This window comes from Bacillus cereus group sp. BfR-BA-01382 (assembly GCF_022663475.1).
Lineage (GTDB): Bacteria > Bacillota > Bacilli > Bacillales > Bacillaceae_G > Bacillus_A > Bacillus_A thuringiensis_S.
In genome coordinates this window covers 14,456-35,442 of record NZ_JAKUFQ010000007.1, presented here as the reverse complement: position 1 = coordinate 35,442, position 20,987 = coordinate 14,456, and the positions used below count along the sequence as shown (strand labels likewise).

The window sequence follows — 20,987 nt, the reverse complement described above, 5'->3', positions numbered from 1 at the left end:
AGGGGAAAGATACTCTTGAACAAAAAACAAATGCTACTCGGATCCTTTCTATGCTTACTCGCCGTCACTGCCTGGGGATTTATGTTTCCTGTAATGGCAAATGCTCTGCAATTTATCGATCCGTTCTTCTTCACAACGATTCGCTATGGATCAGCAGCTATTATTTTTCTTATTTTGCTATTAATTACTGAAGGGAAGACTTCACTCCGCTTAGAAAAAAGAACACTTTCTCTGTTCTTTTACGGGACAGTCGGTTTCGCAGGATATGGTTTTCTCGTTTTCTACGGACAACAACTTGCTGGACCTTCCGGAGCAATTCATGCAGCTATGATTCAGTCTCTTATGCCACTGATCGCCTTATCACTGCAATGGGTAACGAAAAATCGTCGCCCACAAAACTACACATTTCTTTGTATGTTCGTTGCATTACTTGGTGTGATGCTTGTCATTTCAAAAGGAAATATTCACTTATTATTTGGAGCTGCAAGCCACTTATCGACAAACATATTAATGCTATGCGGCGTTACTTGCTGGGTCATTTATACAAACGGAGGTGCTCGTTTTCAATCCTGGTCACCACTTAGGTACACGACATTAACTTGTTTATTTGGCTCCATTTCACTCATCGTTATTGTTACTTTCTTAACGTACACAAATATAGTTACTATGCCGTCACTGCGTAAAGTTGTGAGCGTTCGTTTTGAGCTCTTTTATATGTCGATTATCGCAGGAGTTATCGCTGTATTTTGCTGGAATATGGGAAATCGCTATATTTCATCTATTAACGGCATATTATTTATGAATTTAGTTCCTATTCTTGCACTGATAGGTTCTATCTTTCGAGGTTATACAGTCGATAAAATTGAAATCGCTGGAGCAACGTTAACAATTATCGCGCTATTATGTAACAATTTATGGCAAAGAAAAATAAACATAAAACTCCCCACCTCAGTTCGTTAGGTGGGGATTCTTCACATATGAACAGCTCTTGGCCATTCATGGTACATATTCGCTTTACATAATGCTTGTTCCATCCATTGCTCAATCTCTTTCGTGTACATTTCTATGAAAAATGTCTCAGACGGGAAAGAATGCAGTACTTCTGATATATATTGTGGATATAAAAACGGCATATTTATCATGCCTTTTAATTGCGTCATAAACATTGTAAATGATACTTTCTGAAATTCTTGTTTTATTTGTCCTTGCCTAATAATTTGCTCTATATAATATCTTTCTTTAGAAAAATAAACGGTCATCACTTCACGAATTAATGTCGTATCAAGCGAAAGCTCTCGGTAGAAGAAACGTGTTAGTTCTCTATTTTCAAATTGATATCGTAACATCCCACGCACCATTTGCACCATCACATCTTTAGCCGACAAATACTCTCTCTGTTCAAACGAAATTTCAATCACATGAATATACCCTTCTAAAAAATCAGTAATAAGCTGTTCTAATAAACCTTGCTTCCCAGCAAAATAATATGAAATATTCGCTACATTCACATCCGCTCGCTTTGCAATGTCTCGCACCGACGTTCCATCATAACCTTTCGTATTAAACAACGATATTGCCGCATCAATTACTTTTTGTTTCGTCTGCTTCATGCGCTCACTTCCTCTCAATGAACAGCTATAGTTTAAATTTCTTGACTTTTAAGACAAATTCCTTTAATTTTCTATCGACAAAGTCATGTGAAATACATCGTATTTTGCTAATATTTTACACATCTCGATAAAAAAGGAGCTGTTTCCATGTTTACTAAAGAAAGTTATGCAGGATCTCGCGTGCAGCAATATGAGACAGTAATTAAACAACTGGATGCGTTATTAACTGGCGAATCAAACGTAGTCGCAAACTTATCAAATGCGTCCGCATTATTAAACCAATTTTTAGATCGCGTTAATTGGGTTGGCTTTTATGTAACAGAAGGAAATCAGCTTGTCCTTGGACCGTTCCAAGGAATGCCTGCTTGCGTACGCATTCCATTTGGACGAGGCGTTTGCGGCGTAGCAGCTGAAACGAAAACAACTCAGCTTGTAGCGGACGTTCACCAATTCCCAGGTCACATCGCTTGCGATAGTGCTTCTAATTCGGAAATCGTTGTACCGATTGTGAAAGAAGGAGCTGTCATTGGTGTACTTGACATTGATAGTCCTGAAAAAAATCGTTTTGATGAAGTAGATCAGCACTATTTAGAAAAGTTTGTGGAGACACTCCTAAAACATATGTAAAAAGAAAAGAGCGAGTTATCGACTTAGTACGTCCTGTACAAAACCGATAGCTCACTCTTTTTTTATTGATTAACAGTAGATATTTTCTTTAATGCCTGCTCTAAATCAGAAACGATATCCTCCCACGATTCTAAACCGACCGATAAGCGTATTAAATTATCGAAAATGCCCATTTCTTTTCTTAGTTCAGCCGGAATCGCAGCGTGCGTCATCGTTGCTGGATGCTGAATTAATGTTTCTGTATCGCCTAAACTTACCGCAATTGTAATAAAGTGAAGATCATTAATAAACGCTTGCGTCTCTTCTTTTCCGCCTTTTACTGAAAAAGAAATAACACCGCCCCCGCGTTTCATTTGACGAGATGCTAACTCCCCTTCTGGATACCAAACATCTTCTACCACATCATGTTTTCTTAAGAACGATACAATTTTTTCTGCATTATCACAATGACGATCCATTCTTACTGCTAACGTCTTTAACCCGCGTAATAATAACCACGCATCAAACGGCGCCATAATACCGCCGATATCTTTTCGCATCGGGCGAATCTTTTCAGCTAACGCTTTCGTTTTACAAATCGTTACACCCGCTACAACGTCACCATGGCCACCAATATATTTTGTCGCACTATGCACAACAGCGTCACAGCCAAGCTCAAGCGGTCTTTGTAAATAAGGCGAACAAAACGTATTATCAACAATGACAAGTAAGCCATTTTGCTTCGCAACCTGAATCACTTGTTTTAAATCGATTAATTTCATTGTTGGATTAATCGGTGTTTCAACGAAAATAAGCTTTGTATTCGAACGAATTTTATTTTCAATATTAGCCTCTGTCTCCATGTCACAAAACGAATGCGTAATCATAAATTTTTCTTCTAACACTTCTAAAAAACCGTACGTACACCCATATAATCCGTTTGAACAAATAATATGATCTCCAGCCTTTAAAAAACCAATTAAAGTTGCTGAAATAGCTGCCATACCAGATCCGAAGGCAAGTGCCTCTTCTCCTCCTTCTAACACCGCCATACGTTCTTCAAATAATTTCACAGTTGGATTTCCAAGCCGTGAGTAAATATAAGATGGATCCACTCCCGCAAAACTCGCCTCTCCTTGCTGCGCAGTCTCAAATGTAAATGTAGAAGTTTGAAATAAAGGTGGTGTTAAACTTCCTTTATGTTCCTCAGGTGTATAACCGTGATGAATTAACGCTGTCTCCATATGCTTCTTTTTCATAAAAACATCCCCTTTATGTTTTTATCCCGCATATTCACCAATAAAAACTGATGAACGTTTTTACTACATTTTATGTAAGCGTTTTATTTGTGTTTCTATCTCTTCTTTTATATTGTTTTAAATTCCTTCTTATATTAATTTCCAAAATTTATATGCATAAAACAAAAACGTACTCGCTTGACGAAACTCTGGGTAAAAGATATAATAGCGTTTGTGTAAAATAAAAAGGCAGCCTTGTAATGTGAGTTTATCGTTTGTATTTTGTTCCTCTACGGAGGTGTATCTCGTAACTCCCTGCTGCTGGAGCGAAGGTACATGAAAACAAAATGCCCGTAAATATCGATTACGTCTGTTTTTATTTTACGTAAATAAAAACATTTTTAAAGGAGGAGTCAACTATGGCTCGTTATACAGGTCCAGCTTGGAAACTGTCTCGTCGTCTTGGAATCTCTCTAAGCGGCACAGGAAAAGAATTAGAAAAACGCCCTTACGCACCAGGTCCTCACGGTCCTAACCAACGTAAGAAACTTTCAGAATACGGTTTACAATTACAAGAGAAACAAAAACTTCGTCACATGTACGGCATGACTGAGCGTCAATTCCGTCGCACATTTGACCAAGCAGGTAAAATGCCTGGTAAGCACGGCGAAAACTTCATGATCCTTCTTGAAGCTCGTCTTGACAACTTAGTTTACCGTATGGGCTTAGCTCGCACTCGTCGTGCAGCTCGCCAATTAGTAAACCACGGTCACATCATGGTTGATGGCGCTCGCGTAGATATCCCATCTTACCGTGTAAAACCTAACCAAACTATCAGCGTTCGCGAAAAATCTAACAGCCTTGTTGTTGTTAAAGAAGCGATCGAAGTTAACAACTTCGTACCAGAATACTTAACTTTCGATGCTGACAAATTAGAAGCTACTTACACTCGTCACGCTGAGCGTGCTGAGTTACCAGCTGAAATCAACGAAGCATTAATCGTAGAGTTCTACTCTCGTTAATCTCGGTACTCTGCAAAGAGTAGTATTAAAAGCCTTAGGAACCTTGTTTATCAAGGAGCCTGGGCTTTTTTTATTGAATACAACCCGATTATATGCATAGAAACAGGCCAATGTAACAAAATAAAAAAGAACTGCAAGTCTATAGTTAATAAAACTTAACCCCCTCTCTAGAATTCCATCCATTTTTTATCCACATTAATAAAAACCTCCCCCTTCTTCTAACACTTAAAAACACTACATTCTATCCCATAACTCATTTTTCTTTGCTGTACTCTCCTTTTCTTAACATTATTTTTACAACGTATTTATTTGTACATAATCTATACCTTCCCTTTTTCTATTTACATTCAACTAAAAAACCTCTTCATTACCAGATCATCCGAATGAGATTATAAAACTTAATGAAAGAGTACCTTTTTCGCTAAATAATTAGAATATTACATTTACAATCACTTCCTTAAATTGGTATTATTTTTCTTGTAAGGGGAGGGAAAGTTCATGTCTTTAAATATGTATCTCGGTCAAGTAAAAGCTCAAACAGAAAGTATGAACGCTTTCTGTAACGCTACTATTCAAGGAATGGAACAAATTATTCATTCTATTAATGCTTTTGCATTGGATACTGTTCTACAAGGACAAACATATAGCAGTGCAAAAGCATATTTCTTACAAACCTTTCGTCCGTTAGCACAAGGAATCATTTACTTATGCGAAGAATTAATCCGTCAAAATGATGCTTTTCCAAGAGACTTTCAATCACAGGTAGCTTCTAGAGATGTTATAGAACAGGAGATATTAGAACAAATTCGAGAAATCGATCGAATGATAGCAAGTACAGAAGCGCTCAACCAAACTATGCCGATCCCAGGTATGGACGCTATGGTAAATCTTTTTACTGTCATGAGGCAAAAACTGCAAGAAAAATTAGAACATCTATATGAATTTAATTATACTTCTAGTAATAATTATGATACTGCACTCCAACTAGCCGCTAGCATTGCGACAGGTTTGGCGGAAGTTCAAAGTGGAAAAGGTTTTAGTCCCGTCAGTGGTACATTTAGTACGCAAGGGTTGAATATGGAGTGGACGGGTCCTATTCAAGCAATTACAGAAGAAAAAAAACGAAAAGCTGATCATTTAATTAAAGATGGAGAAATGTGCGGTAGGCTAGAAGAAACATCTGCGATTAAAAAAGCTTGGGGCGATAAGGTAGACAGTGTAGTTAAAATGTTCGAAACAGTAAAAAAGATATGGAATGGTACTGTAATCGGAACAGGGAAATCTGTTGAAGATGCAATCAAGTCCATGGAAACTTTAAGTAATATGAATATAAGGAATATGGATATAGAAACTTTTATTAATGTTACATATGCGATTTTACATTTGGATGAAACGGCGAAAAATATGTGGCATACATTTTCAAGTACCGTGAAACGAGATATGATAAATGGAGATGCAGAGAGCCGTACGCAATGGATTACTTATGCATTAACCCAAATAGGTATTGGTCTAATCGCCGACAAGGGATTAGGTAGAGCAGGACTTGTTATAAAAGGAGTAAAAGCATCAAGTGGAGCAAGTACATTAACAAAAGGAGTAACACTAATAAAAGAAATGAAGCACGCATCTGAGATTTTACAATCTTTTAAGAAAGATGTTTCTTATGCTTTCTCTGGTGGAACTATCATAACCAAGATACCTCAAAGCGAATTGAATCAAGCCTACTATAATTTTGCAAAGACTACGATTTCAAGTGCACAAAAAAGAAATTCTCCAGGAACAGTAACTTCAAGTTTTAATCTTGAACGAAGTTTAGGGACTCAAAAGAAACTAATGTATAATAAAGGTTCAATTGGTGTTATTCCACAAGAAATTCGAAATAAGCTAATTGGAAAAAATTTCAACTCCTTTGATGATTTTAGAAAAGAGTTTTGGAAAACAGTTGCTGATTCAGACTATGCGACAGAATTTAACCAAAGAAATATAAACCTTATGAAAGAGGGTAAAGCTCCATTCGCTCCATTATCTGAGAAGTATGGTCAGCACAATCAATATATTTTGCACCATAAACAACCAATTCACCAGGGTGGAGATGTGTACAATCTCGATAACTTAATAATTGTTTCTCCTAAAATGCATCAAAATGTTTTAGATCGTTCATATCATTTCGGTAAAAAAGGTTAATGATTATGAAAGGATGGTTAGTATGACACTCAAAATGACAAAAGAAGAACTTATTGAACTTGTAACAAAGATTTGTAATCCTAAATTACCTGAAGAAGAACTTAATGAATACGTAAACCAATTTAATAATAGCGGTGTACCTCATCCCGCTCCAAGTGATATAATCTTTTGGGATTTTAGGGATTTAACACCGGAAGAAATAGTAGAGATTGCATTAAATTACAAAGAAGAAGAAAACTAAAACATGTAAAGAATAAGCCGCCCCGAAAAAACGAGCGGCTTTCTTCATTATCTAATTCATTTTATACTGTCCTATTTGTTCTAATGTTAGTATTTCTTTTCAATGCTAATACAACATTAGAATTATCATTTCTGAATTTAGCCAGTTTACCTTCTTCTAACACTTAAAAACACTACATTCTACCCCATAACTCATTTTTCTTTGCTGTACTTTCTTTTTGTTAACATGATTTTTACAACGTATTTATTTGTACATTCTCTATACCTTCCCTTTTTCTATTTACATTCAATCTTAAAAACCTCTTCATCACCCGAGCATCTGAATAAGATTAAAAAAACTTAATGAACTAGTATCTCTTTAACCGTAGAATTATTAGAATATTCAATTTATAACCCATTCCTTAAATTGGTATTATTTTCTTGTAAGGGGAGGGAAAGTTACTAGAAGGAAGACATATTTTAGAGATTCCAACATCTAATAAAAAATTCAAAAAAATAGATGAATATATCAAGCTAGCAAAAGAAAAATATGATATTGATATTAGATTTAGGGAGGAATAATTGATGGCGTATGATTTAGAACCCGAAATTAAAGAGGTACTTGAGAAAATTGATTTTATTCAGAGATATAAAGCATTATCAAAACAATTTCCAGATAGAGAAAACACATTTGAAAACTATGAAAACGAAAAAGTAATTGCAGTATTTGAGTCTCTTGGCTATAAAGCTCGTTTTATGAAAAAGGAAAACTTTTTTATTGTTGGTGAAGTAAAGAACAAGGATTTCTATACTTTCAGATTCAATATCAGCTTAAAATATGGGCTTGTTGAGTTCATTTGGTCTGCAAGGTATAATGGTGAAGTTAGAGTTGGGAATTCATGGGATATGTTTGTAAAAGTATTATCCAATGGTTCTGAAAGGTTGCCGGCAGTATGCTTCCACAGTTACGATGAACTCAAAGAAATCATGAAAATTGCCTTTGAAATGTACGAAGATTTTAAGCGAGAATTAATTCCTATTTATTCATAATTCAAAAAGCTACCGAAGACACCAAAACAGTTACTTCGAGTAGCTTTTATTTATATATATTAAAGTTATTTATTTTCCTCTTTTTGAACATATACATAAGCATCTTTCTGCTCTTTATGTATATCAACCTTCGAATTCTCTGCAAGTTGACCCGCGTTTAGCAAAGAAAAAATAATCAACGCTTCTAGTGACATTTCGTTTTACCACTCCTTTCTAATTGTTATACGTTTATCATACCGCTTACATGTGATTTCCGTATGAACTCGAAAAGGAGATTAAAACAAAAAAAGCTTTGAGGAATTTCCCCAAAGCTTTTTATTTATTAGTAACGAATTAAGAAATATTTCTTTTTACCGCGGCGAATGATTGTAAATTTACCTTCGATGCGGTCGTTTTCTGTTACAACGTAGTCTAACGCTTGTGTACGCTCACCGTTTACGTAGATTGCGCCGTTCGTTACATCTTCACGTGCTTGACGTTTTGATGGAGAGATTTTGCTTTCTACAAGTAAGTCGATTAATACTGTATCTTCTGCAGTACGTTCTACAGATGGTACGTCTTTGAATCCTTGTTCAATTTCGCTTGCAGTTAGTTCTGCTACAGAACCGCTGAATAGTGCAGCTGAAATTTTAATCGCTTGCTCTAATGCTTCTTCGCCGTGAACAAGTTTTGTCATTTCAGAACCTAATGCTTTTTGTGCTGCACGTTTTTCTGGTGCTTCAGCTACTTGCTTTTCAAGCTCAAGAATTTCTTCATGAGATAAGAATGTGAAGTATTTTAAGTATTTAACAACGTCGCGGTCATCTGTGTTAATCCAGAATTGGTAGAACTCGTAAGGAGTTGTTTTCTCTGGGTCTAACCAAATTGCGCCGCCTTCTGTTTTACCAAACTTCGTACCGTCAGATTTTGTAACAAGTGGAATTGTTAAACCGAATGCTTTCGCATCTTCCTCTGATTTACGAATTAATTCAAGACCAGCTGTAATGTTACCCCATTGGTCACTACCACCGATTTGCAGACGGCAATTATGTTGTTGGTATAAGTTTAAGAAGTCGTATGATTGTAAAATCATGTAACTGAACTCAGTGAATGAAATACCAGTTTCTAAACGAGATGCTACTGTATCTTTTGCTAACATATAGTTTAAACCGAAGTTTTTACCGATATCGCGTAAGAATGAAATTACATCTAAGCTACCAAGCCAGTCATAGTTGTTAGCCATCGTTGCTGGGTTGTCCACGTTTTCAAACTCTAAGAAGTTTGAAAGTTGGTTTTTAATGCTTTCTGTGTAGTAAGCAACTGTATCTTTCGTATTTAATGTACGTTCTGCTTTTTTACCACTCGGGTCACCGATCATACCAGTACCACCGCCAACAAGTGCGATTGGTTGGTGGCCAGCTAATTGGAAACGACGTAACATTAATACTGGTAACATATGACCAATATGTAAACTATCCGCTGTCGGGTCGAAACCACAGTATAATTTAACGCTTTCTTTTTCTAATAATTGCTCAAGGCCCTCAGCATCTGTTTGCTGATTAATTAGACCGCGAAATTCAAGATCTTGTAAAATACCCATATCCTACATACTCTCCTTTAAGTTCATTACTGGCGTGAAGGTTGAAAACATAAAAAAATCGCCCCTTCAAATAAGGGACGATTTTGATTATCGCGTTACCACCCTAGTTGCAGGCAAAAAAGCCTACCACCTTATTTACATAACGGCTTAGCACCGTCTTTTCCCTTTTGAATACAATTCAATCGAAAAAAGATGCTCTAGGGGCGTAATTCGCGATCATCTATGTGCTGATTTTCACCGGCCATCAGCTCTCTAAAACAGGGAAATGATCACTACTTCTCCCTTTCCACGCTCAATTATTCATATACTTTTCTTTATACCATCATTTATATAGGCGTGTCAAATAGAGGTCCGGTTTCTCTTCTTGTCAATCCTTTACAACGTCGCAAGAAGTAATTTATTAGACATAAAAAAGCCTCCCTCATCTATTCTTTCATAAATGTATACAGACGAGGAAGGCACTTCGTTCAAATATTATTTTAGTTTTTTTATAATCTTTGCAGGATTCCCGCCAACTACTACATTATTAGGCACATCTTTCGTTACGACAGCACCAGATGCGATCACCGCATTGTCTCCAATTGTTACACCTGGATTAATAATTGCTCTTCCGCCAATCCATACGTTATCGCCAATTGTAACTGGTTTTCCGTATTCTGATCCGCTTATACGCTCAATTGGATTGAGTGGGTGCGTTGCTGTATAAATGTGAACACCTGGAGCTAACATACAATTCACTCCGATCGTTACCGGGCATACGTCTAAAATCGTACAGTCAAAGTTCGCGTAAAAATTTTCACCGACATGAATGTTATAGCCGTAATCACATCTAAAAGAAGATTCAAGATGAATATTATCTCCTGTCGTTCCGAATAATTCTTTTATGATTTCGCTACGCTCTTTCAATTGCTCTTCTGGCGTATCATTTAATTTTCTCGTTAATATACGTGCTTGCTCTCTTTCTTGTACTAAAACTGGATCAGCCGGTATATACATTTCTCCTAGTATCATCTTTTCTTTTTCTGTTTTCATCATACTACCCCCGTTAACTTATATATATAAGTTAATAATAACATAAAAAAAGGCCTGAACATTTTTTCGTTCAGACCTTCCTCTCTTAATCTTCCATCGTTGATAAGTCACCTGTTGGTAAATTCAGCTCCCACGCTTTTAATACGCGGCGCATAATTTTACCACTTCTCGTTTTCGGTAATTTATCTCTAAATTCAATTTGTCGTGGCGCTGCATGAGCTGCTAGGCCTTTCTTTACAAATTGACGAATTTCTTCTTTTAATTCATCAGATGGTTCGTATCCTGCTCGAAGTGCGATAAATGCTTTAATAATTTCGCCACGCACTGGATCAGGAATACCAATTACACCTGCTTCTGCAACAGCAGCATGCTCGATTAATTTACTTTCTACTTCAAACGGACCAACGCGCTCACCTGACGTCATAATTACATCGTCAATACGTCCTTGGAACCAGAAGTATCCATCTTCATCCATATAGGCAGAGTCACCTGATACGTACCAATCTCCCGGCATGAAATAAGATTCATACTTTTGCTGGTTATTCCAGATCCCGCGCATCATAGATGGCCAACCTTTCGCAATTGCTAAGTTACCCATTGTGTATGGAGGAACTTCATTTCCTTCATTATCAACAATCGCTGCTTTTACACCTGGAATGGGTTTACCCATTGAACCTGGACGGATTTCCATACAAGGGTAGTTACAAATAACTTGTCCACCTGTTTCTGTCATCCACCACGTATCATGAATACGAAGTCCAAATGCATTCATACCCCAGCGAATTACTTCTGGATTTAACGGCTCACCAACGCTTAATACGTGACGAACTTGTGATAAGTCATATTTTTTAATTGCGTCTTGTCCAGCTCCCATTAACATACGGAACGCTGTCGGTGCACTATACCAAACTGTTACACCGTAATCTTGCAGTGCTTCATACCAAGCTTCCGGACTAAATCGCCCACCTAAAATAACATTTGACGCTCCAACTAACCACGGTGCGAAAATACCGTAAGCAGTTCCCGTTACCCAGCCTGGATCAGCTGTGCACCAATATACATCGTCTTCTCTTAAATCTAATACCCATTTCGCCGTTTGATAGTGCTGAACCATTGCATTTTGCGCATGAAGCACACCTTTTGGCTTACCAGTAGAACCAGACGTATAGTGAAGAATTAAACCATCTTCACGGCCTAACCATTCAATATGTAATTCTTTTGAAGCTTGTTCAAATAAAGGATTGAACGCTACCGTTTTACCGCCTTCTTCTACATTATCTCCAACAAGAAAAACTGTTTTTAAAGCAGGTAAATCATTTAATGGTACACGCTCTAATAACTCAGGCGTTGTAATTAACACCTTCGCTTCACTATCTTCTAAACGATCGCGAACCGCACCTTCCATAAATGCTTCAAATAACGGTCCAACAATTGCTCCTAATTTCACTGCACCTAAAAGTGCGAAATATAATTCTGGAGAACGTGGCATAAAAATAAAAACGCGATCGCCTTTTTCTACATCGCCATAATTTTTCAGGACATTTCCTGCTTTATTAGAAAAATCCTTCATTTCCTTAAATGTATATTTCTCTTTTCGCGATCCATCTTGATAATAAAGAGCTACTTTATTCTTTCGATCGGATTTCGCATGCTTATCAATTGCCTCATACGCCATATTTACTCGGCCTGTTTCATTCCAAGTAAAGTTTTTATTAACCTCTTCCCAGTTAAAATTCGCGTATGCCTCATCATAATTCGGCAAATTATTTTCTCCTTTAATGACAGGAAGCGTTTCTACTTTCATACTTTACATCCCCCTCCTATGTATTCTATTATCTATTATAATGATATTATTTAAAATTTTCAGTATATTTGTTGATTTTTAGACAAATTTTTAATGACAAAATTCGATTCACATCGCATATATTATAAAGTACGATATTAATAGATTCACAAACCCTCAAGGTGGTGAGCAATACATTGATTCATAAAAAAATATACAATGCTAGAAACTTAAAAACAGCGAAAGGCACTTTAATTATTGAAGGTCCTGTCTCTACACATAATCTTGAAATGTATGAATTTCATCCAGATTTAGTTGCATTTCGTCCTGCTGAACAGCAATATAAAGCAATTGTCGAAATTTCTAAATTACCAGAAGCTCGACTCATTATTGCTAGACATGACCAGATGATTGTTGGATATGTTACATATTTATATCCTGATCCACTTGAACGATGGTCAGAAGGAAAAATAGAAAACTTAATTGAGCTTGGGGCAATTGAAGTAGTTCCAGCCTTCCGCGGGAGTTCTGTCGGAAAGAACTTACTAGAGGTTTCTATGATGGACGATTATATGGAAGATTACATTATATTGACGACTGAATATTATTGGCACTGGGATTTGAAACAAACAGGATTAAATGTTTGGGAATACCGAAAAGTAATGGAAAAGATGATGAATGCCGGCGGGTTACAATGGATGGCTACAGACGATCCTGAAATTTGTTCACATCCCGCCAACTGTTTAATGGTCCGCATCGGTAAACGCGTTGATACGGATTCTATTCAAGCTTTTGATCGTCTACGTTTTCACAATCGTTTTATGTATTAATAAAGGGGGCAACTGGAATGATTGTAGAAGAAATTATGAATCAAAATGTAGTTACACTACATCCAAACGATACAATCGAAACAGCAATCCGAACGATTCGCACGAAAGGAATTCGGCACATTCCAATTGTCGATCAAAATAATCACGTCGTAGGCATTATTTCTGATCGGGATGTAAGAGATGCAAGTCCGTCTATTCTAGATGAACAAGTTTCACTCGATATGCTACAGCAACCGCTTGAACTTATTATGAAACATCCTGTAATGACTTGCCACCCTCTCGATTTCGTTGAGGAAATTGCTACTTTATTTTTTGAAAATAAAATTGGCTGTCTTCCTGTTACAAAAGCTGGGAAGTTAGTTGGAATAATCTCAGAATCTACAGTACTGCACACGTTAGTAAAATTAACAGGAGCACATCAACCGAGTTCACAAATTGAAATTCAAGTAAAAAATGAACCTGGTATTCTTGGAAAAGTCGTTGCTATTTTTAGTGATTTACAAATAAATATCGTGAGCGTTCTCGTCTACCCAGCAAAAGATGAGAATGATAAAGTACTTGTTTTCCGCATTCAAACGATGAATCCTCTAAAAGTGATTGATGCACTTGAAGCAGAAGGCTATCGCGTATTATGGCCGAACATCATGGGGATGCAAGCATGAGTAGCGCGTTTATTTATTCGGATGACTTTCGGGGCTATTCATTTAGCCCTGATCATCCTTTTAACCAACTGCGCGTCACACTTACGTATGATTTATTACAAAAGGGTGGTTTCATCTCTCCCTCTCAAATCATCTCACCACGGATGGCTACAGATGAAGAGATTGCCTACGTTCATACAGAGGAGTACATAAATGCGGTAAAACGTGCTGGAGAAGGAAAGTTAGAAAAATCAATTGCGATGACATATGGACTAGGAACAGAAGATACACCGATGTTCCCAAATATGCACGAAGCAAGCGCATTGCTCGTTGGCGGTACGTTAACAGCTGTCGATGCTGTTCTTTCCGGAAAAGTAAAACACGCACTTAACTTAGGTGGAGGCTTACATCACGGCTTCCGTGGCAAGGCATCTGGTTTTTGTATTTATAACGATAGCTCCATCGCAATGAAGTATATTCAGAAGAAATACGGTTTACGCGTCTTATATATTGATACAGACGCTCATCACGGTGATGGCGTGCAGTGGTCGTTTTATGATGATCCTAACGTATGCACCATTTCATTACATGAAACTGGTCGCTATTTATTCCCTGGAACTGGCGCTGTAAACGAACGTGGACAAGGTAATGGTTATAGTTATTCTTTTAACGTTCCACTGGATGCTTTTACAGAAGATGAATCCTTTCTAAAATCATATCGAACAGTTGTAAAAGAAGTTGCAGCGTACTTTAAACCGGATATTATTTTAACGCAAAATGGTGCCGACGCACATTACTACGACCCACTTACACACCTTTGTGCAACCATGAATATTTACCGCGAAATACCGAAGCTCGCTCGTGAAATTGCTAATGAATATTGCGACGGTCGCTGGATCGCTGTCGGCGGCGGTGGCTATGACCATTGGCGCGTCGTACCAAGAGCTTGGGCACTTATTTGGCTCGAAATGAACAACATCCAAAACATCTCGGGTTATCTCCCTCCAGAATGGATTGACGCTTGGAAAGGACAAGCCGAAACAGAACTTCCCCTCACATGGGAAGATCCAGACAACATGTATAAACCTATCCCCCGTAAACCAGAAATTGAAGAAAAGAATGCATTAACTGTAGCGAAATCCCTTGAAATCATTCGGAATAATATGACAAAATCTTTGTACTAAACGAAAAGGAGGCTCGTTTTTGAATAGCCTCCTTTTATTTATTGTCGACTACTGTCGGTAAGTCGATATGTTTCGAGTTGCGCCGATATATTTTATTTAATAATTAACCGGTCCAACTTTTATGAAAAAAGGACGTGATATTATGTGGACACAACAAATGATCCCCACAAAACGCGGCACATTTGAACTCTTTACAAAAGGAAATGGCGAACCGCTTTGTATTACACATCACTATTCACAATTTAATGAAACTGGTGATTACTTTGCAGATGTTTTCACTGCTACGCATCGTGTATTTCTCATTAATTTACGAGATACTGGTAGCTCTGTAACCACCCAGTCAGAAAACGAATTAAGTATGATTGAAACGGTTCACGATTTAGAAGCAATACGAGAAGCTTTACAACTCCCAACATGGCATTTCACTGGTCATTCAACAGGTGGTATGCTTGGACTTTTATATGCGATTACATATCCAAATTCCTTACAATCATTAGTCGTAGCAGGCGCTGCAGCAAGTAACTATACCGAAACACCATTTTGTATTTATCATCCAGAACATTCACAGTTTCATTATATGCAAGAGCTCATCGAAAACTTAAAAAGCCCTCACCTTACAAGTGAAGAACGGAAAGAACTATCTACTAAGAGAACAAAATTATCATTGTATAAACCAGAAAACTACAACTCTTATTTTTGTAAACCAATCAAAAAAACAATGTCCGTTAGCCGGATGAATGCTTTCGCCAATGAATATCCTTCATTTGATTTAAGGGAGTATTTACCTTCTATAAAAACAAAAACACTAATTATGTGTGGAAGACACGATGTGCAGTGTCCTATTCAATATTCCATCGAGATACATGAGGGTATATGCGATTCTACTTTTGTGACATTTGAGGAGAGCAACCATTATCCTTTTTTAGAAGAAGCTGCTCAGTTTACTTCTACTACTCAAATATTTTATAAATCATTGCAACAAGGAACTCTAAAATAGCATATTAAGGTCGCAAGTTAATTTTCCAACAAAAACCTCACAGCCTCTATAAGACTATGAGGTTTTTCAAAAGAAATATTTCACACTAGTAACAACCAAAAGAAGAACAGAAAAAATTATTAAACCTAAATCAATAAATACTGACTTTTTATCTCCTTCTTTTAAACTTATCATAAAACTAGAAATTATTTTAATTGCAAAAAAGACCATCATAAATAACCAACCCAAATGATCATTCGTAGAATCTTCATCATAAAACATTTGTATTGCACCAATAATTAATAAGATAAGTACAATATTAGTTCCAATCTTTAAAACCTTGTTTGATTTATTATCTTTTAATGTATCCCCCAAAATGTAGCACGCCCTCTCACACTCTCCTATGTTTTATCTCTCTTTATATTTTAACATAAATTACCTATTATCCCCTTTTGATCACATACAAAAAAACCTGCCAAAACTTTGACAGGTTCCCTACACATTAAAACGATAACCAGCTCCCCATACTGTTTCAATATATTGCGGGTGGGCAGGATCTCTTTCAATTTTTTCACGTAGCTTTCTAATGTGGACGACAACAGTGGCTAAATCACCAGCGGAATCTAATCCCCAAATGCGTTCAAATAACTGTTCTTTATTTAATACTTGGTTTGGATGTGTGACAAAGAATGTTAATAAATCAAATTCCTTCGTTGTAAATGCCACTTCTTCATTGTTTATAAAAACTTTCCTCGCTCGTTGATCGATAGAAATTCCGTGAATGTATAGCGTATCACGTTGCTTACTTACATTTCCTGATAATCTTTCATAACGAGCAATATGCGCTTTTACTCTTGCGACTAATTCGCTTGGGCTAAACGGTTTCGTTATATAATCATCCGCTCCTAATCCGAGCCCGCGAATTTTATCTATATCTTCTTTTTTTGCTGAAACAAGTAGAATCGGAATATCTTTTACAGCACGTATTTGTTTACAAATTTCGAATCCGTTCATTTTCGGAAGCATAATATCTAAAATAATTAAATCATAGTCTTCTTGCAGGGCTATTTGTAAACCTGTTTCTCCTGAATGCTCTACATCAACTTGGAAATCATTAATTTCTAAATAATCTCGCTGTAATTCTGCAATACTTACTTCATCTTCTATTAGTAAAATTCTTTTCAATTTACTCACCACATTCCTCTACTTTTTCCAATGAGAAGAAAATGCTTGTGCCTTTACCAAGCTCGCTTTCCGCCCAAATTTCCCCGCCATGTTCTTCAACAATTTGCTTCGCTATTGCTAAACCAAGTCCACTTCCACCTGTGCTAGAATTTCGCGATTGTTCTGCACGATAAAAACGTTCAAAGATATACGGTAGCGTATCAGATTCTATACCTGATCCATTGTCTATCACCTTCACAATAACTTTATTGTTATCACTCGATACTGTTACGGTAATTTTCTTCTCTTCTTTATCCATGTACTTCACACTATTATGAATTAAATTTGATATAACTCTATTTATCTTTTCGCAATCAGCCGTTACATATAATGGCGATGAATGTAATTGTAAGTTAATTTCTATACCTTCTTCACTTAAATCCATCTGCATCTCTTCTATTAATTCTTGCATAAACGTATTTAATTCAACTGTCTCAAATTGGAATGGAACTCGATTTAAATCGAGCTTCGAAAACAAAAAGAGTTCATCAATGAGTGTGTCCATATGTTTTGCCTTCGTATGAATTGTCGTTAAATACTTATCCATTTTTTCTGGCGTATTTGCTACCCCGTCCTTTATTCCTTCTACATATCCGATAATAGATGTAATCGGTGTTTTTAAATCATGCGATATGTTTGAAATAAGTTCTTTTCGATTTTCTTCATACTGCGTTTGTACTTCAATCGATTCCTTTAACTTCTTCCTCATTTCCTCAAATCCTTGATTTAATTGACCTATTTCATCGTGCGATGTAACTGGCATTTGAAAATCTAAATTTCCTTCTTTAATTTTCTCCGTTGCACCTTTCAATACAAAAATTGGTTTTATTACACTTCTTGAAACAAGATAACTTAATAAACCAATGAGTAAAATGGCTAATAGTAAAAGCGATACGAATAAGATTGGAAATAATTTTTGTGTAAGATCTACAAATGAACTTTGCTTTTTTAGTACAAATATACTCCCTTCTTCTTTCTCTGGAAAATAAAAATCAAACTTTACATATCGATAAAATGTCTCGCCTAGTTCCGTTGTACCACGACTATTAATATTTGCCGCTTCAAATTTCGGAAGAGCTTCTGTTAAAGTCGAACTTTCAAATCCCTTATTAGCATAAGAAATGTTTTCTCCCTTTCTTACAATTATTTTCACACCTTCTTTTTCAATTGATGAAACGAACGATTTATCTAATAATTGAGATTGATGTTGCTTTGCCGCTAATTTTAATTCAAGATAGGCATTTTCTTCTTCTGGTGTAAGCGGCTTTTGAATGTAAGAACTTTTATAGAAATTTTTCACTGCTTCCAAATCACCTGTTATTGAAAAAACAATTAAAAATCCCGCGACTAATATGAGCGTAATAGAAACGAGAATTACAGCAATATAAGAAAATAAAAACCTTGTTTTAATAGACATATGTTACATCCTCACTTTACCCATCCTTCATATTCATAAGCATAAAAATATATGTTCAAATACTCAAGCGATTTTATAGTAATTTTAGCGTCAGTTTATAAAAATTTAATGTTCCTATTTTACAGTTGAAATTAGGAGGTTGAAATTCCATGTTCAAAAAAACATTCAGTATGATATGTTGCGTAATTTTTTTACAAGGATGCTCGCAAGAACAAGAAGTCAAAAAGGAGATGACAAACATGGAGACTGCACTACTAGCAGCTACTGAAAAAAATGAAACGAATACTGTTATATCTTTACTAAAACAAGGTGCAAATATAAATGCGACGGATAATCAAGGACGTACCCCTCTTATGATTGCTACATACAAAAATGATGTAAAAACCGCAAAAGCACTTATCGAAGCTGGTGCTGACGTAAATATCCAAGATGACATGAAAAACAATCCCTTTCTATACGCCGGTGCGGAAGGTTACTTAGACATTTTAAAGCTAACAATTAATGCTGGTGCAGATCCTACGATTACAAATCGTTACGGCGGAACAGCTCTTATCCCAGCCTCAGAACATGGCTATATTGACGTTATAAAAGAACTCCTCACTCGAACAAATATTGATGTAAATCATGTAAATAACCTAGGATGGACAGCTTTAATGGAAGCTATCGTACTAAGTAACGGAAACGAAACACAGCAACAAGTCATTCGCCTTCTTATTGAGCACGGTGCAGATGTAAATATTCCAGATAATGATGGTGTTACCCCGTTAGAGCATGCTCGCGCTCATAATTTTGCAGAGATAGAGAAAATTTTGTTAGAAGGAAATAAGTAAAAAGCTTATCTTTGCCTTCCTCCCCCATCCTATGCTACATTTAAGCCGTTACATCAATATTAATAGGGTGGGAATACATATGAATAAACCTAAAATTGGGATGATTGGACTTGGTAGCATTGCGCAAAAGGCCTATCTTCCAACACTTACAAAAGAAACAGATTGGAACTTTGTCGGGGCGTTTACACCTAACGCAGAGAAAAGAAAACAAGTTTGCCAGCAATACCGAATTCAAGACTTTCATTCTATTGAAATGTTAGCTTCGGAATGTGATGCAATCTTCGTTCATAGTTCAACTGCATCGCATTATGAAATCGTTTCTGAGCTTTTGAAAAAAGGAATCGACGTTTATGTTGATAAGCCGTTAGCAGCTACTGTGGAACAAGCTGAGCAACTAGTCGAGTTGAGCGAGAAGTATAACCGAAAGTTAATGGTCGGATTTAATCGCAGATTCGTTCCTATGTATGTTGCTGCCAAAGAACAGGCTCATGATATTTCATGGATTCGAATTGAAAAGCATCGCACAAATAAAGTCGGGCCATATACGTACGACTTCACTATGTTAGATGATTATTTACACATTGTAGATACTGCTCGCTGGTTCGCTAATGATGACCTTAACGTCGTTCACAATATGATGCAAATCAATGAAAAGAATGAACTTCTTTACGGACATCATACATATACAACTCCAAGTGGACTGTTACTTTCTACTGCAATGCATCGCCATGCCGGTACAAATTTAGAACAAATTGAACTTGTAACGCCAGGGAAAATCATTCGCGTAAAAAATATGAATACATCTGAAATTGAACAGGAAAACTCAGTTTCACAAAGCGGTTCTCCATCATGGGATACGACGTTAAAACAACGTGGTTTTGAAGATGCTGTTCATCATTTTATTGAATGTGTACACGGAGATACAAAGCCTGTTGTAGATGGATTAGAAGGATTAAAAACGCAGCAAATGCTACAATCTTTACTAGATGATGTAAACAAAAATTAAAACGGATACATTTTTCAGAATTTACTTTCATTCCCATTTCCCCTTTATTTCTCTCGTAAATTTCTATAAAATATGTTGATAGGAATTATAAATTTCATAATGAATCGTGGAAAGGATGGGATTGACACATGTGGAACGAGTTTAAAAAGTTCGCTTTCAAAGGGAATGTCGTTGATTTAGCTGTCGGGGTTGTAATCGGTGCTGCATTCGGTAAAATCGTTAGTTCTTTAGTAAAAGACATTATTACACCATTACTTGGTATGGTATTAGGTGGCGTTAACTTTACAGATTTGCACTTTGGATACGGTAAATCAGCTGTTATGTATGGTAACTTCATCCAAACAATTTTTGATTTCTTAATTATCGCAGCTTCTATCTTTATGTTTATTAAAGTTTTCAACAAACTAACATCTAAAAAAGAAGACGAAAAAGAGGAAAAAATTCCAGAACCAACAAAAGAAGAAGTTCTTCTTGGCGAAATTCGCGACTTATTAAAACAACAAAATTCTTCTAAAGATAGAGCATAATTGAACGGATAAAAAGGCATGTCCCTCGG

22 protein-coding genes and 1 other annotated feature are annotated in these 20,987 nt (G+C 36.4%); of the genes, 13 read left to right on the top strand and 9 right to left on the bottom strand.

Translation table 11 applies throughout. From position 1 onward, the window contains the following. Positions 1-15: 15 nt before the first annotated feature. Positions 16-960 carry a DMT family transporter gene (locus MR160_RS04905; RefSeq protein WP_001036055.1) on the top strand — a complete coding sequence of 315 codons (945 nt, stop codon included), beginning with the start codon at positions 16-18 and terminating at the stop codon, positions 958-960. An 11-nt stretch (positions 961-971) separates the two neighbouring features. Here the strand turns inward: MR160_RS04905 and refZ are convergent, their stop codons facing one another. Continuing rightward, the gene (gene refZ, locus MR160_RS04900; protein ID WP_000814913.1) at positions 972-1,610 is read right to left on the bottom strand and encodes a forespore capture DNA-binding protein RefZ; all 639 of its coding nucleotides are present in this window, start codon (positions 1,608-1,610) and stop codon (positions 972-974) included. Between the two features lie 147 nt (positions 1,611-1,757). Here refZ and MR160_RS04895 point away from each other — a divergent pair, with 147 nt between their 5' ends. Continuing rightward, a complete protein-coding gene (locus MR160_RS04895) occupies positions 1,758-2,237 on the top strand; it encodes a GAF domain-containing protein (RefSeq protein ID WP_000494339.1) in 480 nt (159 codons plus the stop codon). A gap of 62 nt (positions 2,238-2,299) precedes the next feature. Here MR160_RS04895 and megL read toward each other — a convergent pair whose 3' ends face one another. Beyond that, positions 2,300-3,475: a methionine gamma-lyase gene (gene megL / locus MR160_RS04890; protein ID WP_000726567.1), complete on the bottom strand. Its 1,176-nt coding sequence runs from the start codon at positions 3,473-3,475 to the stop codon at positions 2,300-2,302. Between the two features lie 398 nt (positions 3,476-3,873). On the opposite strand from megL, the gene rpsD reads away from it, so the two are divergent. From rpsD to MR160_RS04870, 4 genes are all read left to right on the top strand, one after another. Continuing rightward, positions 3,874-4,476: a 30S ribosomal protein S4 gene (gene rpsD, locus MR160_RS04885; protein ID WP_000135320.1), complete on the top strand. Its 603-nt coding sequence runs from the start codon at positions 3,874-3,876 to the stop codon at positions 4,474-4,476. A gap of 498 nt (positions 4,477-4,974) precedes the next feature. Further along, positions 4,975-6,660, top strand: coding sequence for a T7SS effector LXG polymorphic toxin (locus MR160_RS04880; RefSeq protein ID WP_044783751.1), 1,686 nt, complete (start codon positions 4,975-4,977; stop codon positions 6,658-6,660). 22 nt (positions 6,661-6,682) lie between these two features. Next, positions 6,683-6,901: a bacteriocin immunity protein gene (locus MR160_RS04875; RefSeq protein WP_000172895.1), complete on the top strand. Its 219-nt coding sequence runs from the start codon at positions 6,683-6,685 to the stop codon at positions 6,899-6,901. Between the two features lie 563 nt (positions 6,902-7,464). After that, positions 7,465-7,929, top strand: coding sequence for a hypothetical protein (locus MR160_RS04870; RefSeq protein WP_000312818.1), 465 nt, complete (start codon positions 7,465-7,467; stop codon positions 7,927-7,929). Positions 7,930-7,994: 65 nt separating this feature from the next. On the opposite strand, the gene MR160_RS04865 is transcribed toward MR160_RS04870, so the two are convergent. From MR160_RS04865 to acsA, 4 genes are all read right to left on the bottom strand, one after another. Further along, positions 7,995-8,123, bottom strand: coding sequence for a hypothetical protein (locus MR160_RS04865; protein WP_000050940.1), 129 nt, complete (start codon positions 8,121-8,123; stop codon positions 7,995-7,997). Between the two features lie 128 nt (positions 8,124-8,251). Further along, a complete protein-coding gene (tyrS, locus tag MR160_RS04860) occupies positions 8,252-9,508 on the bottom strand; it encodes a tyrosine--tRNA ligase (protein ID WP_000512092.1) in 1,257 nt (418 codons plus the stop codon). A gap of 70 nt (positions 9,509-9,578) precedes the next feature. Continuing rightward, positions 9,579-9,806 (bottom strand) — a binding site (T-box leader). Between the two features lie 176 nt (positions 9,807-9,982). Continuing rightward, positions 9,983-10,543, bottom strand: a complete 561-nt coding sequence (locus tag MR160_RS04855; RefSeq protein ID WP_044783750.1) for a maltose acetyltransferase domain-containing protein — start codon at positions 10,541-10,543, stop codon at positions 9,983-9,985. 82 nt (positions 10,544-10,625) lie between these two features. Continuing rightward, a complete protein-coding gene (gene acsA, locus MR160_RS04850) occupies positions 10,626-12,344 on the bottom strand; it encodes an acetate--CoA ligase (RefSeq protein ID WP_000862055.1) in 1,719 nt (572 codons plus the stop codon). Positions 12,345-12,520: 176 nt separating this feature from the next. Between acsA and acuA the strand changes: the two genes are divergently transcribed. The 4 genes from acuA (at position 12,521) to MR160_RS04830 (ending at position 15,975) form a co-directional block, all read left to right on the top strand. Then, entirely contained in the window at positions 12,521-13,153 is a 633-nt protein-coding gene (acuA, locus tag MR160_RS04845) for an acetoin utilization protein acetyltransferase AcuA (protein ID WP_000581392.1), read from the top strand. Positions 13,154-13,170: 17 nt separating this feature from the next. After that, entirely contained in the window at positions 13,171-13,815 is a 645-nt protein-coding gene (locus tag MR160_RS04840; protein WP_000634583.1) for an acetoin utilization AcuB family protein, read from the top strand. After that, on the top strand, positions 13,812-14,978 hold the full coding sequence (acuC, locus tag MR160_RS04835) for an acetoin utilization protein AcuC (RefSeq protein ID WP_000092825.1): 1,167 nt from the start codon (positions 13,812-13,814) through the stop codon (positions 14,976-14,978). The genes MR160_RS04840 and acuC overlap by 4 nt, the downstream gene beginning before the upstream one ends. Before the next feature lie 121 nt (positions 14,979-15,099). Beyond that, positions 15,100-15,975, top strand: a complete 876-nt coding sequence (locus MR160_RS04830) for an alpha/beta fold hydrolase (protein ID WP_003280339.1) — start codon at positions 15,100-15,102, stop codon at positions 15,973-15,975. A 66-nt stretch (positions 15,976-16,041) separates the two neighbouring features. Here MR160_RS04830 and MR160_RS04825 read toward each other — a convergent pair whose 3' ends face one another. The 3 genes from MR160_RS04825 to MR160_RS04815 all read right to left on the bottom strand — a co-directional run bounded on the left by MR160_RS04825 (position 16,042) and on the right by MR160_RS04815 (position 18,595). Beyond that, a complete protein-coding gene (locus tag MR160_RS04825) occupies positions 16,042-16,329 on the bottom strand; it encodes a hypothetical protein (protein WP_000502926.1) in 288 nt (95 codons plus the stop codon). Positions 16,330-16,449: 120 nt separating this feature from the next. After that, on the bottom strand, positions 16,450-17,139 hold the full coding sequence (locus MR160_RS04820) for a response regulator transcription factor (protein WP_003280338.1): 690 nt from the start codon (positions 17,137-17,139) through the stop codon (positions 16,450-16,452). Position 17,140: 1 nt separating this feature from the next. Further along, a complete protein-coding gene (locus MR160_RS04815) occupies positions 17,141-18,595 on the bottom strand; it encodes a HAMP domain-containing sensor histidine kinase (RefSeq protein ID WP_000023861.1) in 1,455 nt (484 codons plus the stop codon). Positions 18,596-18,744: 149 nt separating this feature from the next. On the opposite strand from MR160_RS04815, the gene MR160_RS04810 reads away from it, so the two are divergent. The 3 genes from MR160_RS04810 to mscL all read left to right on the top strand — a co-directional run bounded on the left by MR160_RS04810 (position 18,745) and on the right by mscL (position 20,958). After that, complete coding sequence (locus tag MR160_RS04810) at positions 18,745-19,425, top strand: ankyrin repeat domain-containing protein (protein WP_079246031.1); 681 nt, start codon at positions 18,745-18,747, stop codon at positions 19,423-19,425. 79 nt (positions 19,426-19,504) lie between these two features. Continuing rightward, the gene (locus tag MR160_RS04805) at positions 19,505-20,431 is read left to right on the top strand and encodes a Gfo/Idh/MocA family protein (RefSeq protein ID WP_242297095.1); all 927 of its coding nucleotides are present in this window, start codon (positions 19,505-19,507) and stop codon (positions 20,429-20,431) included. Positions 20,432-20,559: 128 nt separating this feature from the next. Then, positions 20,560-20,958: a large conductance mechanosensitive channel protein MscL gene (gene mscL / locus MR160_RS04800; protein WP_079246033.1), complete on the top strand. Its 399-nt coding sequence runs from the start codon at positions 20,560-20,562 to the stop codon at positions 20,956-20,958. Positions 20,959-20,987 lie beyond the last annotated feature (29 nt).

Excerpts from the sequence above, each read along its gene's own strand:
- MR160_RS04855 (WP_044783750.1), bottom strand. The coding sequence starts at position 10,543 with ATGATGAAAACAGAAAAAGAAAAGATGATACTAGGAGAAATGTATATA.
- tyrS (WP_000512092.1), bottom strand. The coding sequence starts at position 9,508 with ATGGGTATTTTACAAGATCTTGAATTTCGCGGTCTAATTAATCAGCAA.
- mscL (WP_079246033.1), top strand. The coding sequence starts at position 20,560 with ATGTGGAACGAGTTTAAAAAGTTCGCTTTCAAAGGGAATGTCGTTGAT.
- MR160_RS04895 (WP_000494339.1), top strand. The coding sequence starts at position 1,758 with ATGTTTACTAAAGAAAGTTATGCAGGATCTCGCGTGCAGCAATATGAG.
- rpsD (WP_000135320.1), top strand. The coding sequence starts at position 3,874 with ATGGCTCGTTATACAGGTCCAGCTTGGAAACTGTCTCGTCGTCTTGGA.
- MR160_RS04870 (WP_000312818.1), top strand. The coding sequence starts at position 7,465 with ATGGCGTATGATTTAGAACCCGAAATTAAAGAGGTACTTGAGAAAATT.
- MR160_RS04875 (WP_000172895.1), top strand. The coding sequence starts at position 6,683 with ATGACACTCAAAATGACAAAAGAAGAACTTATTGAACTTGTAACAAAG.
- refZ (WP_000814913.1), bottom strand. The coding sequence starts at position 1,610 with ATGAAGCAGACGAAACAAAAAGTAATTGATGCGGCAATATCGTTGTTT.
- MR160_RS04815 (WP_000023861.1), bottom strand. The coding sequence starts at position 18,595 with ATGTCTATTAAAACAAGGTTTTTATTTTCTTATATTGCTGTAATTCTC.
- MR160_RS04840 (WP_000634583.1), top strand. The coding sequence starts at position 13,171 with ATGATTGTAGAAGAAATTATGAATCAAAATGTAGTTACACTACATCCA.
- MR160_RS04805 (WP_242297095.1), top strand. The coding sequence starts at position 19,505 with ATGAATAAACCTAAAATTGGGATGATTGGACTTGGTAGCATTGCGCAA.
- MR160_RS04810 (WP_079246031.1), top strand. The coding sequence starts at position 18,745 with ATGTTCAAAAAAACATTCAGTATGATATGTTGCGTAATTTTTTTACAA.
- acuC (WP_000092825.1), top strand. The coding sequence starts at position 13,812 with ATGAGTAGCGCGTTTATTTATTCGGATGACTTTCGGGGCTATTCATTT.
- MR160_RS04865 (WP_000050940.1), bottom strand. The coding sequence starts at position 8,123 with ATGTCACTAGAAGCGTTGATTATTTTTTCTTTGCTAAACGCGGGTCAA.
- MR160_RS04880 (WP_044783751.1), top strand. The coding sequence starts at position 4,975 with ATGTCTTTAAATATGTATCTCGGTCAAGTAAAAGCTCAAACAGAAAGT.
- megL (WP_000726567.1), bottom strand. The coding sequence starts at position 3,475 with ATGAAAAAGAAGCATATGGAGACAGCGTTAATTCATCACGGTTATACA.
- acsA (WP_000862055.1), bottom strand. The coding sequence starts at position 12,344 with ATGAAAGTAGAAACGCTTCCTGTCATTAAAGGAGAAAATAATTTGCCG.
- MR160_RS04830 (WP_003280339.1), top strand. The coding sequence starts at position 15,100 with ATGAAAAAAGGACGTGATATTATGTGGACACAACAAATGATCCCCACA.